The organism is Eggerthella timonensis, assembly GCF_900184265.1.
In the GTDB taxonomy this organism is placed as follows: domain Bacteria; phylum Actinomycetota; class Coriobacteriia; order Coriobacteriales; family Eggerthellaceae; genus Eggerthella; species Eggerthella timonensis.
This window is the reverse complement of record NZ_FXXA01000002.1, coordinates 3,208,333-3,221,359: the sequence shown is the minus strand read 5'-3', so window position 1 is coordinate 3,221,359 and position 13,027 is coordinate 3,208,333. Positions and strand designations below refer to the sequence as shown.

Annotated in this window: 16 protein-coding genes; 6 read left to right on the top strand and 10 right to left on the bottom strand. The window is 61.3% G+C overall.

Features of this window, described 5'->3' with window-relative positions; genetic code table 11:
* Positions 1-279: 279 nt before the first annotated feature.
* Positions 280-915, top strand: coding sequence for a hypothetical protein (locus C1A15_RS13570; RefSeq protein WP_146001860.1), 636 nt, complete (start codon positions 280-282; stop codon positions 913-915).
* Positions 916-973: 58 nt separating this feature from the next.
* Here the strand turns inward: C1A15_RS13570 and C1A15_RS13565 are convergent, their stop codons facing one another.
* The 10 genes from C1A15_RS13565 to C1A15_RS13525 all read right to left on the bottom strand — a co-directional run bounded on the left by C1A15_RS13565 (position 974) and on the right by C1A15_RS13525 (position 4,378).
* Complete coding sequence (locus C1A15_RS13565) at positions 974-1,675, bottom strand: AP2 domain-containing protein (protein WP_101723051.1); 702 nt, start codon at positions 1,673-1,675, stop codon at positions 974-976.
* A gap of 2 nt (positions 1,676-1,677) precedes the next feature.
* The gene (locus C1A15_RS13560; RefSeq protein WP_101723050.1) at positions 1,678-2,103 is read right to left on the bottom strand and encodes a hypothetical protein; all 426 of its coding nucleotides are present in this window, start codon (positions 2,101-2,103) and stop codon (positions 1,678-1,680) included.
* A gap of 56 nt (positions 2,104-2,159) precedes the next feature.
* Positions 2,160-2,360 carry a hypothetical protein gene (locus C1A15_RS13555; RefSeq protein WP_101723049.1) on the bottom strand — a complete coding sequence of 67 codons (201 nt, stop codon included), beginning with the start codon at positions 2,358-2,360 and terminating at the stop codon, positions 2,160-2,162.
* Between the two features lie 142 nt (positions 2,361-2,502).
* On the bottom strand, positions 2,503-2,688 hold the full coding sequence (locus tag C1A15_RS13550; protein ID WP_101723048.1) for a hypothetical protein: 186 nt from the start codon (positions 2,686-2,688) through the stop codon (positions 2,503-2,505).
* Between the two features lie 59 nt (positions 2,689-2,747).
* Complete coding sequence (locus C1A15_RS17060; protein WP_180953105.1) at positions 2,748-2,894, bottom strand: hypothetical protein; 147 nt, start codon at positions 2,892-2,894, stop codon at positions 2,748-2,750.
* A 78-nt stretch (positions 2,895-2,972) separates the two neighbouring features.
* A complete protein-coding gene (locus tag C1A15_RS13545) occupies positions 2,973-3,188 on the bottom strand; it encodes a hypothetical protein (protein ID WP_101723047.1) in 216 nt (71 codons plus the stop codon).
* Positions 3,189-3,253: 65 nt separating this feature from the next.
* A complete protein-coding gene (locus tag C1A15_RS13540) occupies positions 3,254-3,448 on the bottom strand; it encodes a hypothetical protein (protein WP_101723046.1) in 195 nt (64 codons plus the stop codon).
* A gap of 44 nt (positions 3,449-3,492) precedes the next feature.
* Positions 3,493-3,741 (bottom strand): hypothetical protein, encoded by a 249-nt coding sequence (locus tag C1A15_RS13535; RefSeq protein ID WP_101723045.1) that lies wholly within the window; start codon positions 3,739-3,741, stop codon positions 3,493-3,495.
* A gap of 106 nt (positions 3,742-3,847) precedes the next feature.
* On the bottom strand, positions 3,848-4,042 hold the full coding sequence (locus C1A15_RS13530) for a hypothetical protein (RefSeq protein WP_101723044.1): 195 nt from the start codon (positions 4,040-4,042) through the stop codon (positions 3,848-3,850).
* Positions 4,043-4,165: 123 nt separating this feature from the next.
* Complete coding sequence (locus tag C1A15_RS13525) at positions 4,166-4,378, bottom strand: helix-turn-helix domain-containing protein (protein ID WP_101723043.1); 213 nt, start codon at positions 4,376-4,378, stop codon at positions 4,166-4,168.
* Between the two features lie 244 nt (positions 4,379-4,622).
* On the opposite strand from C1A15_RS13525, the gene C1A15_RS16870 reads away from it, so the two are divergent.
* The 5 genes from C1A15_RS16870 to C1A15_RS13505 all read left to right on the top strand — a co-directional run bounded on the left by C1A15_RS16870 (position 4,623) and on the right by C1A15_RS13505 (position 12,909).
* Positions 4,623-4,883, top strand: a complete 261-nt coding sequence (locus C1A15_RS16870; RefSeq protein ID WP_146001859.1) for a hypothetical protein — start codon at positions 4,623-4,625, stop codon at positions 4,881-4,883.
* 68 nt (positions 4,884-4,951) lie between these two features.
* Positions 4,952-5,161: a hypothetical protein gene (locus tag C1A15_RS13520; RefSeq protein ID WP_245865034.1), complete on the top strand. Its 210-nt coding sequence runs from the start codon at positions 4,952-4,954 to the stop codon at positions 5,159-5,161.
* Positions 5,162-5,428: 267 nt separating this feature from the next.
* Complete coding sequence (nifJ, locus tag C1A15_RS13515; RefSeq protein ID WP_101723042.1) at positions 5,429-8,965, top strand: pyruvate:ferredoxin (flavodoxin) oxidoreductase; 3,537 nt, start codon at positions 5,429-5,431, stop codon at positions 8,963-8,965.
* A gap of 735 nt (positions 8,966-9,700) precedes the next feature.
* Entirely contained in the window at positions 9,701-12,313 is a 2,613-nt protein-coding gene (locus tag C1A15_RS13510; protein ID WP_101723803.1) for a molybdopterin-dependent oxidoreductase, read from the top strand.
* Positions 12,310-12,909 (top strand): 4Fe-4S dicluster domain-containing protein, encoded by a 600-nt coding sequence (locus tag C1A15_RS13505; RefSeq protein ID WP_101723041.1) that lies wholly within the window; start codon positions 12,310-12,312, stop codon positions 12,907-12,909. The genes C1A15_RS13510 and C1A15_RS13505 overlap by 4 nt, the downstream gene beginning before the upstream one ends.
* The last annotated feature ends 118 nt before the right edge of the window (positions 12,910-13,027 follow it).

Below are 13,027 nucleotides of genomic sequence, written 5' to 3'. Positions count from 1 at the left end.
CGGCGGGCTGCACGGTTGGCACCGTGGGCATCGGCAAGCAGATCGAGGCGGTGCGGTTCAAGCTGGCGTGATCAGCTCGCGCGTGCTACTATGCATTCATCGAGTGGGTCCCGGCAACCCACTCCCTTCTGGGCTCGCACTCTCTCGGGGGTGCGAGCCATTTTTTTGCGTTTAGGGCAGGGGTCGGCAAGCGGATCTTCGGCAATCGTCGTGCGTGATCATGATCGGGTGTATAATCTTTACTGGAAAGGTAATATTATGCTCGGAAAGGAGATCGGCATGGACGAGAAGATGACGCGCAAGGGGTTCCTCGCGGCGGCTGCGGCGGCGGGGGTCGCGGCTCTGGTGCCGACCGCGGCCAGCGCGGCCGAGGAGGAGGGCACGGATGCCGAGACGGCGCTCCTCGACGAGCTAGGGGTGGAGGTCGAGCACGGGGCGGAGGCGCTCGCGGACAGCGAGTGGGCCGAGCTCGCGGCGTCGCAGACCGACGTCTACAAGTCCCACAGCGGCATGCACATCATGAACGCGCCGGGCTACTTCGCTTTCTCCGGGTGGGACGCCGCGAGGGATCAGCCGACCGACCTGGGATTCGTGTTCGCGAGCGGCGGGATGGCCGTGAAGGCGCGCGAGATGAACGTCAACGGCGCTCCCGTCCTCGGGAGGAGGAAGCTCTGGAGCGGTTCGTTGAAGCTCAACGCCTCGGTGAACGTGCCCGGTGTGTCGGACTACATGCTGTTCGCCGTCAAGACGGAAGGCCCCGCGTGCGTCGGGGTGAAGCCTGGCGGGTACCTCGATTTCACGGGCGGGTCGACTACCCATCAAGGCGGAACCCTGCAGATAACGGGTACGACCGCCAAGTACATACTCGCGTCCAGCGGGGTCGGCAACGTGACCGAGATATGGGGGCTCGCGTAGTTTCCTCCGCGTTTCGCGAAGGGCCGCTCTCCCGAGGGAGGTCGGCCCTTTTTTTGCGTCAGGAGCCCTCCTGCTCGACCGCCTCGCGCAGCACCTCGTCGTACTCGGCCTCGCTCGTCGGCTCCATCCCGTGCGCCTCTAGCACCGGGTCGAACAGCTCCTGCTCGGCCTCGCGGCGCGCTTCGGCGGCCTCCGCGAGCGTCCTGAACGAGCCGAGGTGGCGCTTCTTGCCCTTGAGGCCGATGTATGCGACGTACGTCCCCGTCTTTGGTCGGTACGAAACCCCGCGGACTCCGGTCGAGTTGTTGGCCGGAGGACGGTTCCCGAGCATCTTGATGCACGTGCCGTCGACGTAGCCCTCTTCGAGCTTGGCGAGGTTCTCGGCGGCCCGCGCCCGCGCCTTCTCGGCATGGACGCATCCGCACGATGTCTGCGCGCCCGACACCAGCGCGCCCTTGCTCACCACCGCCTGCCGGGTGCAGTCGCATTCGCACCGGAGGTACAGGCCGTCGGCGTCCGACCTTTCGAGGCTCTTCACCACGAGCTTGCCGAAGCGCCGGCCCAGCACCGAGTGATCCCACCTCCCGCAGCTCTCCCGCTTCCCAGATGCGAGGTCGTAGCCCATGACGATGCAGCTTCGCGAGCAGTCGCATTCGCAGCGGTAGGCGATCCCCCGCTTCGTGCGCACGCGCTCCTTCGCAACGAGCCAGCCGAAACGCCGATCCGTCAAATCGGGGACGGCCTTGCCGTTCCTCGCCATGCCTACAGACCGCCGATCAGCTCTTCGACGATGGCGGATTGCGTCTTGCCCGTTCGCGACGCCTCGCGTTCGAGCTTCGCTTTGGCCGTCGCGCTCAGCTTGAGGGTGGCGACCACGGCACCGTCGTCGTCCGGCTCGCCGAACGCATCGGCGTACTCGTCGGCCGTGAGGTTCTTCTCGGCCCACGAGCGCGCATCATCGTACGCGAGCGGGCGCAACTCCTCTCCTCCGACCCACCCCGACCCGTCGGCTTTGGCGCAGCGGCTCCGGGGGCCGCCCTCCAAATGGAGGAAGAACTCGCCCGTGCGCTTGCGGTAGAGCGTCTCGCAGTAGTAGTCGAGGTCGCCGGGGTAGAGGCCGTTGCCCGATTCCCCCACGGGCTCGGCCTTGTCGGTGTCGTACCGCTTACCGTTGATAACCTTGTTCATGGTTCCTCATCCTTTTCAGGCTCATAGGTTCCGCCGAAGCGGAGCCGAATTCTATCCTACCAGGCCAGCCCGAAGAAGGGGGCGAACTCCTCGCCGCCGTGCTTCTCTGCGTGGCGCTTGGCGTACTCCTCGATGTAGCCCTGCTCCTCGCCCTCCTCGAACATGCCGTCCATGTCTTCCGTGATCTCGCCGTCCATCAGGTTGCAGGCGGCCTCGAAGTTGATCTCGTTGCCGTTGAAGTCGTTTACCTTCGTCATTGCCGGTTCCTTTCCTCGTCCCCTTCGATGCTCTCATTATAGAATACGTATATGTAAACGTAAATATGTATCGACTATAAATATTCGTAAATATTTGGGCAAAGAAAAAGCCCGCCGAAGCGGGCTGTCCATGGTTTTCCTCTTACTTGCTCACGATGAACGTTTCTCCCTCGCCGGAGTCGACTATCCCGTACTCTGCCTGGTCGTAGCCGTTGAGGAGGTCGGCTGCCATCCGCTCCGCGTCCTCTCGAGTCTCCGCTTCGAACTTGTCGCTGCACATGAGCGATCCGTTCGCTTTCGTGTAGTATTCGATATCGTACAGCTTCATAATGTGGTATCCTTTCGGTTGGCCGGAGCCGGGGAGTTTCTTCCCCGGCCCCTTCTCGTTTAGCTGATCGTTTCGCGATATCTGGCGATGATTGCGTCGATCTCCGCCTCCGCCTCTTCGCTTACCCCCATCTTCTTGATCCTTTCGAGGTCGGCGATTACGGCTCGAAGATGATCGTAATACTGCTTGTCGGTCATTTCTTCCATCCTTTTCTCCTCTCGGTAAAGCCCCTTGCCTTACCTTGTAGGTATAGTATAGTACATGTACTATATATCTGCAAGGGGCTATTCGGAACTTTCCAGCATCTTTTCCGCGAACTCGGGGTTCTCCATCGCGTAGCGGAGCATGTTCTTCACGTAGACGGATTTCTTCCCGCCCCGACTCTTAACGTCTTCGAGATGCTCCCACACGTCGAACTCGCGAGGGGAGAACTCAAGCGCGAGCGTCTTCTTCTTCTCGCGGTACTTCGCGCTCGCGCGCTTCTGCGCTTCGCTCACCATCGGTGCACCTCCTTTCTGTTGCCGCTATTGTACAGGTTGCCCCGCCGGAGCGGGGCGCACTGTTGTCACTTGACCTCTTTCCAGCTTCCGGAAATGCCCGCATAGTGTCCCATCGCGATGCGGGCTCCGCGCTCGCTGGCGTACTTCTTACTGATGACGGGGTTGCCGTAGCAGGTGCAGATGCGCAGCGTTGCGGTTCCGTCGCGGTGTGTCTGGATGCTTGCGGTGCTGCCGTAAATGCCCCGGTAGTAACGTTTCATGGTTCATCCTTCCAGGTAGCCCCGCCGAAGCGGGGCGGTGACTGTCATCGGTAGTAAAGGCATGCGATCGTTTCGATCGGCACTTGCTTGCCGCCCTCCGCGATGGCGTCGCTTGCGAAACCGTCCCGCTCTGCGGCGCGCTCGAACCAATCCGAGTACACGCTGTACTGGCTGTTCGAGCAAGACCCGCTTTCGGGCTTCTCGTTGAGCTTCTCCTCGCTCGTCGCGTAGAGCACGCTCCCGTCGTTGCCGAACATCGTGACGATCCTGTAGTAGGTTTTCATCTTCCCCATGGTAAAATCCTCTCGTTCGTCCGGCGCGCCAGCCGCCAAGCATTCGCGCGCCGGGGGTTCCTGTGCCGCCCCTGCACTCTGCGGGGGCGGCTGCTTCCTCTGACAGCTAGCAACCCAATCCCACGTAGTCAGCGCCGTCGAAGTAGTAGCAACCGTGCACAGTTCGGATGTACTGCGTGTGGATCTCATCGAGGACGCGATGCATCTGGCTCGCAACCATATCCTCGTCCGTGATACTCTCGTCGATGAGGTTCATAAACTCGACGAACTCGGCATTTTCCTTTTCCCAGTTCTCGAACATTTCCGTTCCTTCCTGTCGCTTCCCTGTGATCAGTATTATAGTACATGTACTATATATAGTGCAATAAGCAATCCGCAAAAACTTGCGTTGATGTTTTGCTGGAGCGGTGGGGTTGGGATTGCTCTATTCGCCGCGCGGCACGTGTTCGAGGATGTCGCCCGGCTGGCATCCGAGCGCCTCGCACAGCGCGTCGAGCGTGCTGAATCGGATGGCGCGCACCTTGCCGGTCTTGATGTGGGAGAGGTTGGCGTTGGACAGGCCGATCTCCTCGGCGAGGTCTACGAGCTTGATGCCGCGCTCGGCCATCAGCTCGTCCAGATGCAGCTCTATTGCCATGCAAAACGCCTCCTCCCAGGGTCTTGCGATCATCTCACGTGGTCGCGGTTCGGTCAAACCGACAACATATATGACCAGGTAAAACAAAGATTAGCTAGCATATAATTTTATTGCTTATCGTTAAATCTCACGCTACCATAGATGGCTAGAGGAACAACGGGGAAACGCTGAAAATCTATGAGCTTTCATCGCATTCGGCTGCAAGGCTGACAAGATCGTTGCGCTCAAGAGGGGAGATACCACCATGGGAAATGCATTGGCTCTGTGTGACGCTTCTGATTTTGCCGATGAGGCACCTGGTACAGACCGGGCGCTGCGTGGAGCAAGTGAAATCGTCAACCAGTGTGCTGGGATCGTCGGACTATGCGCGCTTGGTCTTGACCTGGTAGCGCACGACGAGATCGACGTTCCCGATCCATGTATTGATCTGGTAAAATCAGCAGCACCTAAACTGATTGCTAAATGCTGGGATGACCTTGCGGTTGCTGCCAGTTTAATTGACTGATAGACGACATGTATCATCAATCTAAACATGGGTGCTTCTGGCATCGCTGCCCGCGGTGCAAGCCCAGCATGCCGAAGCGCAATGTGGAGTACTGGGTGGTGAAGTTCGAGCGCAATGTCGAGCGGGACGAGCGCAGCCGGGCCGCGCTCGAGGAGCTCGGCTGGACCGTCCATGTGATCTGGGAGTGCCAGCTCAAGAAGAAGACGATCGACGAGACGATGGCCGAGCTCTTGCCTGTGCTCGCCGAGGAGTTGGGGAAGGAACTCAAGGGCATCTAGCGAGAGGCTCGCGCCGAAGGGGTCTGCAGCGAGTTTCGCGCGAGCAGGACTGTTTGAGCAGCAGACCCCTTCGGCGCGAGCCTCCGCCGTCTACCGACGCGGGCGACCGCGACGTGCCGCCCGTCGTATTCCCCGTACCGCAACGCGAATTCGGGCTGGTATCATGAATGCCGTGTATTCTGTCAAGCGAAGCAATCTGAGCTAGAGGAGAAGGTCGGGGCCCCGATGCGCTCGGTCGGGCGAGCATCCCCTTCGAAGGAGAGGAATATGACGAGAGAATTCAAATCTATGGACGGCAACAACGCCGCCGCGTACGTCTCCTATGCGTTTACCGAGGTGGCGGGCATTTATCCCATCACCCCGTCGAGCCCTATGGCCGACTTGGTGGATCAGTGGTCTGCCGCAGGAAAGAAGAACATCTTCGGCACCACGGTGAAAGTGTGCGAGATGCAGTCCGAGGGCGGCGCCGCGGGCGCGGTGCACGGCTCGCTGGCCGCCGGCGCGCTGACCACCACCTACACCGCCTCCCAGGGCCTGCTCCTCATGATCCCCAACATGTACAAGATGGCCGCCGAGCAGCTGCCGTGCGTGTTCCACGTGAGCGCACGCACGCTGGCCACCCAGGCGCTGTCCATCTTCGGCGACCACTCCGACGTCATGGCGTGCCGCCAGACGGGCTTCGCCATGCTCGCCGAGACGAACGTGCAGGAGGTCATGGACCTGTCCGCCGTGGCGCACCTGTCCGCCATCAAGGGCCGCATCCCCTTCATCAACTTCTTCGACGGCTTCCGCACCTCGCACGAAGTGCAGAAGATCGCCGTGTGGGACTACGAGGACCTCGCCGACATGTGCGACATGGAGGCCGTGAGCGAATTCCGCGACCACGCGCTGAACCCCGAGCGTCCGGCCATGCGCGGCAGCCATGAGAACGGCGACATCTTCTTCCAGCATCGCGAGGCGTGCAACGGCGTGTACGACGCGCTTCCCGCGGTGGTCGAGGACTACATGCACCAGGTGAACGCCAAGCTGGGCACGAACTACGAGCTGTTCAACTACTACGGCGCCGCGGACGCCGACCGCGTGATCGTGGCCATGGGCTCGTTCTGCGACGTGGTCGAAGAGGTCGTCGACTACCTCAACGCGCAGGGCCAGAAGGTGGGCCTCGTGAAGGTGCGCCTGTACCGTCCGTTCGTGTCCGAGAAGTTCATGGCGGCGTTGCCCGCGACGGCGAAGAAGATCGCCGTCATGGATCGCACGAAGGAGCCGGGCGCGCTCGGCGAGCCTCTGTACATGGACGTCATCAACGCGCTCGCGCACGAGGGCCGAAGCGACCTCACGGTGGTGGGCGGCCGCTACGGCCTGGCGTCGAAGGACACCCCGCCGTCTTCGGTGTTCGCCATCTACCAGGAGCTCGAGAAGGACGCGCCGGCGCGCGAGTTCACCGTCGGCATCGTCGACGACGTGACGAACCTGTCGCTGCCCGAAGATCCGAACAGCCCGAACACCGCGGCCGAGGGCACCATCGAGTGCAAGTTCTGGGGTCTCGGCGGCGACGGCACCGTGGGCGCGAACAAGAACTCCATCAAGATCATCGGCGACCACACCGACAAGTACGTGCAGGCCTACTTCCAGTACGACTCGAAGAAGACGGGCGGCGTGACCATCAGCCACTTGCGCTTCGGCGACTCGCCCATCCGCAGCACCTACTACGTGAACAAGGCCGACTTCGTGGCCTGCCACAACCCCTCCTACGTCACCAAGGGCTTCCGCATGGTGAACGACGTGAAGCCGGGCGGCGCGTTCATGATCAACTGCCAGTGGAGCCCCGAGGAGCTTGAGCACCACCTCAACGCCGAGGCGAAGCGCTACATCGCCAACAACGACATCAAGCTGTACACCATCAACGCCATCGACCTCGCCCGCGAGATCGGCATGGGCAAGCGCACGAACACCATCCTGCAGTCGGCGTTCTTCACGCTGGCGAACGTGATCCCGCAGGACGAGGCGCTCCAGTACATGAAAGACGCCGCCACGAAGTCCTACCTGAAGAAGGGCCAGGACGTCGTCGACATGAACCACCGCGCCATCGATGCGGGCGCTACGGCGTTCGTGCAGGTGGAAGTGCCCGCAAGTTGGGCAAACGCCGTGGACGAGGGCGAGGCTCCCGTGCTCGAGGGCCGCTCTGAAGTGGTGAAGATGGTGCGCGACATCATGGAGCCGGTCGGCCGCATGGACGGCGACCGCCTGCCGGTGTCCGCGTTCCTCGACCACGCCGACGGCCAGTTCGAGCAGGGCGCGGCCGCCTACGAGAAGCGCGGCGTCGCCGTGAGCGTGCCGGCTTGGGACGCCGCCACCTGCATCCAGTGCAACCAGTGCGCGTTCGTGTGCCCGCATGCCACCATCCGCCCGTTCGCCCTCACCGAGGAAGAGGCCGCCGCTGCCCCTGCCGCCACCGTCATGGTGCCGGCGAAAGGCAAGGCCGCTGCCGGCCTGCAGTACACGCTGGCCGTGTCGCCGCTCGACTGCATGGGCTGCGGCGTGTGCGTGAACGTGTGCCCGTCCGACTCGCTGTCGATGGTGCCCACGGAAAGCCAGCTCGCGCAGCAGGAGGTGTTCGACTACTGCGTGGACAACGTGTCCGACAAGCCCGCGCTCGAGGACGCCACGGTCAAGGGCAGCCAGTTCAAGCAGCCGTTGCTTGAGTTCTCCGGTGCCTGCGCCGGCTGCGCCGAGACGGCGTACGCGAAGCTGGTCACCCAGCTGTTCGGCGATCGCATGTACATCACGAACGCCACCGGTTGCTCGTCCATCTGGGGCGGTCCGGCTGCAACGTCGCCGTACACGGTGAACGCCGAGGGCCACGGCCCGGCGTGGTCGAACTCGCTGTTCGAGGACAACGCCGAGCACGGCTTGGGCATGCTGCTGGGTCACGAAGCGGTGCGCGCCAAGCTGCTGGCCGACACCGAGGCGCTGTTGGCGACCGACGTCGACGAGGCCGTGAAGTCCGTCGCGCAGGCATGGGTGGACGCCCGCAACGACGCCGAGGGCAGCAAGGCTGCCGCCGACGCGTACATCGAGGCGCTCGAGCAGATCGCCGAGGGCAACAAGCTGGCGGCTGCCATCCTCGAGAACAAGGAGTACCTGACCAAGAAGTCCGTCTGGATCTTCGGCGGCGACGGTTGGGCCTACGACATCGGCTACGGCGGTCTCGACCATGTGCTGGCTTCCGGCGAGGACGTCAACGTGTTCGTGTTCGACACCGAAGTGTACTCGAACACGGGCGGTCAGGCGTCGAAGGCGTCCAACATCGGCCAGGTTGCCCAGTTCGCCGCCGCCGGCAAGGACATCAAGAAGAAGAGCCTCACCGAGATCGCGATGAGCTACGGCTACGTGTACGTGGCGCAGGTTGCCATGGGCGCCAAGCCGGCCCAGACCATCAAGGCCATCGCCGAGGCCGAGGCGTATCCCGGACCGTCGCTCATCATCGGCTACTCGCCGTGCGAGATGCACTCCATCAAGGGCGGCATGGCGAACTGCCAGGACGAGATGAAGAAGGCCGTCGACTGCGGCTACTGGAACCTGTTCCGCTTCAACCCGGCCGCCGAGGCGGGCAAGAAGTTCACGCTCGACTCCAAGGAGCCGTCGGGCGGCTACCAGGAGTTCCTCATGAACGAGGCCCGCTACAGCCGTCTGACCCGCGAGTTCCCCGAGCGCGCCGGCGAGCTGTTCGAGCGCAACGAGAAGGCTGCTATGGAGCGCTACGAGCACCTGCTCAAGCTCAAGGACGTCTACGCAGAAGCGTAAGCCGAACCCCTGAGAGCACCGCACGTTGAAAGCCCTCGGCATCCGCCGGGGGCTTTTTCGTGAGAGCGTCACCCTGAGCGGAGGCGGCGTCAGCCGCCGAAGTCGAAGGAGCCTATGCGGCGCGGGCCGTTGGAGCCGGAGGACCCTGTACGGCACCAGCCGCGGCGCTTCCTGCTTTTCGGTGCAACAGCATGGGATGGGATATGATGCAAAATGCCCGTTTTGGCAATCTTCTCATCCTTTTGCGCACGGCATCTTCGGCAAAACCCCAGTTCGCAGTTTCTGGCAGTTCGGAAACGCCTATCCCGGACGTCCCTGGATTGCCAAAAACCCGATTCTGCCACATATACGACCGTGTTTCGGTGCATGCGAAAGGAGGTACGCGCGCACAGCGCTTCCGCGCGTCGGATCGCGAACTCGGAGACATCCTCAGGCTGACAGACGAGTGATAGCACGCAAAAGCGGCGTTCGATGCGCGAGAGAACCCCTGGCAAATGCCGGGGGTTCTTTCCGTAATGAGACGTCAGGGGCGAAGAAGGCCAAGTGTTTTACACTTGGCTGGAAGGGAGGGGCCTTTGGATTTTCTTGCTCGTTAAGAATTTGGAAAGATTCTAGTAAGAAAGTCTCAATCTTTGGAACATGGCAATTAACGTTGGGGATTTTTACCCTAGTAGCAGACTCGAAAAAGCTACTCCTGGGGGGATACGATAAGGGGGAGGGAGAATGACGAGTTGCATGGACGATAGGGGAACCGTGTCGAAGATGAGCCGTCGAGGCTTTATCGAGGCGAGCGTTGCCGCGACTGCCGCTCTTGCGGCGGGAGGCCTCGTCGGTTGCGAAAACAGGGTGACCGCAATCGAAGGCGCGGAAGACCGCGGGCCTTCCGAGGGCGTGTGGGTAAGCGCTGCATGCTGGCACAATTGCGGTGGGCGTTGCGTGAACAAAGCGCTCGTGAGGGATGGAATCGTAGTGCGGCAGAAGACAGACGATTCCCACGAAGACAGCCCCGCATATCCTCAGCAGCGCAGTTGCATTCGCGGCCATTCGCAGCGCAAACAGTGTTTCGCAGCTGATCGTTTGAAGTATCCGATGAAACGCAAGCACTGGAAACTCGAAGATCCTCAAGGCGAGTTGCGCGGTAGAGATGAATGGGAGCGCATCAGCTGGGACGAGGCCTTCAAGTACGTGGCTGAAGCGTTGAGCAAGATATATCGGGAACATGGCCCTCGGAGCGTGCTTTCGCGAGGAGGAAGCACGACGATGAGGGTGCTCGAGGCCATGGGCGGCTGTTGCGGCATCGCCGACACCACGTCCATGGGCACGTATTGCCTCGATACGACAAAGTTGGGCCTGCCTTTGATGGACAGTTCGTCAGCGTCTGCCAACGATCGATTTGATTTGAAGCACGCTGATTGGATCGTATTCGAGGGATGTAACCCCGCATGGGCATCGCCCGGATCGCCCTGCTACCATTTTATCCAGGCGCGCGATGCCGGGACGCGGTTCGTCATGATCTCGCCAAGTTGCAACGCGACGGCCCAGATGCTCGATGCGCGATGGATTCCGGTGCGGGCGGGAACCGATACGGCGTTCATGCTTGCTGTTGCCTACGAGATGGTGATGCTCGACCAAAGGCAGGGAGGCATCGTGGACTGGGATTTCCTGAACGATTGCACGGTCGGTTTCGATGCTCGGCATATGCCCGACGATGCGCGGCTCGATGAAAACTTCAAAGACTATCTCCTGGGCTTGTACGACGGCGTTCCGAAGACGGCGGAATGGGCAAGCGCCCTGTGCGGAACGCCGGTCGAGGATATCCGTTGGTACGCTGAACTGCTGGGAAAAAACAACAAGGTGATGATGCTGCATAGCTTCAGCTTCGCGAGGTGTCGCGATGCGGAAGACGTCCCCCAGCTCTTCATGACGCTCGGAGCCATGGGCGGCCATTTTGGAAAGAGCGGTCACGCATGCGGTTCGACCTATCATTCCGGCGCTGCGAACGGGGGGCCTACGCTCGTGGTTGCGGGGAAAAGCGGACTCGAGCCTATCGAAACAAACGTCGACGACCGCATTCTCGGTCCCGTCCTATGGAAGAGCATCCTCGAGAAACGATACCGCTATATCGGCGATTTCTACGCGAACGTGTTTACCGAAGGGGAGGATCGCGACATCGACATTCGTGCGATCTTCTACGAGCAATCGGCGCGTTTGCAGACGAGCCCTGACCTCATGAGGGGAATCGAGGCGCACCGCTCGGTTGACTTCGTGTTCTGCAATGCCCAGTTCTTCACAACGCAGGCGCAGTATGCCGACATCGTGCTGCCGGTCACAACCGAATGGGAGCGCGTCGGCGGCTTTGCGTCGGGAAACAGGGAGGCGCTCTTTGTTTATACCCAGGTGACCGAGCCCTTGTTCGAGGCGAAGACCGATCAGGAGATCGGGGTCGGCTTGGCGAAGGCGTTGGGCCTTGATCCGAGCGTCGTCTACCCGCTTTCGGAAAAGCAGCAGTTCATGAATCAGATTCTCGGATCAACGGTCATAAACGAGCAGGGAAAGCCAGAGCCGCTTGTTACGGTCACGGAAGACGATCTGAAGGCATGGGAATGCGAGGGCTCCCCTCAAGAAGGTCGCGTCGCGCTGGATACGTTTTTGACGGACGGCTGCTATCAGGTGGAGCGTCGGGAAGACGACGGCTACGGTTTCGTCGCATATCGGGAGTTCGTTGAGGATCCGAACGGCCACCCGCTGCCAAGCGCGTCGGGCAAGTTGGAAATTTACTGTCAATGGAAAGCCGATGCGATTGCAGGGTTCGGCTTCTCGGACGACTTCAAGCCGTATCCAACGTACCGTTCTGCAATCGGAGGCGATGAAACGGGTTCGAGCGACCATGCGCCGGAAGAGCAGGCGGCGTATCCATACGTGGCGTACAACCCACATTATTACCGCCGTTCGCACAGCGTGCTCGACAACGTCGCATGGTTGCGGGAAGCCTGGCCGAATCCCGTGTACATCAGCAGGGCGGATGCGGAGGAGAAGGGCATCGTCAGCGGCGATGCGGTGTGCGTCTACAACGCGTTCGGCAAAATCGTACGTACGGCGAGCGTGCTCGAGACGGTCATGCCCGGCATGGTGGGCGTTCCGCATGGCTCATGGGTCGACCTTGACGAGGGCGAGGAATACGACTTGGGCGGTGCCGACAACGTGCTCTGCGGCCCGGTGGTGAGCGGCATGGCGGTGACGGGATACAACAACTATGCCTGCACCTTCGAAAAGTATGCGGGCGATCCGCTTGTTCCCGATTGCGAGAAGCCGCAACGTTCGGTCGATTTGGGAGGAGTGCGGCGATGACGCGGAATAGCAGCGAAGTTGTCCGCAAGGGCTTCTATTTCAACCAGCGAAACTGCATCGGGTGCAAGACGTGCCAGATCGCTTGCAAGGATAAGAACGATCTCGACGTCGGCGTGCTGTTTCGCCATGTGAACGATTATGAAGTCGGTTCGTACCCGAATGCAAAGGGGTACCACTATGCGGCGACGTGCAATCATTGCATCGATCCCGCGTGCGTCGCGGTGTGTCCCAACGCCGCAACGTTCGTTGACAAAGATGATGGCACGGTGCAACACGATGACGAAAAGTGCATCGGCTGCGAATACTGCGTAAAGGCCTGCCCGTACGGAGTGCCGCACTACATAGCGTCGATTCAGAAAGCTCATAAGTGCGATGCCTGCATCCTCCTGAGAGCGTCCGGCGAGCGTCCGGCTTGCGTAGCCTCATGCCCTATGAGGGCCTTGGAGTTCGGCCCGATCGAGGAGCTGCGCGCCTTGCATCCTGAAGCGGTGAACAGCATCGTCGTGCTTCCCGATGCGTCGCAGACGAATCCGTCGATCGCCGTCGATCCCAAGCCTGCGGCTTTGGAGCCGGATCCTGTTCGGGTGGTGCTGTAAATGACTTTCACGTTCCGACAGAGCCGCAGCGGCGGGTACCATCCCTCCCTCCTCGCCGCTTGCGGCTCGCGTCAGGCGGGGAACGCGACGGACGGCTCCGAACCGGTCGTCCGCATGC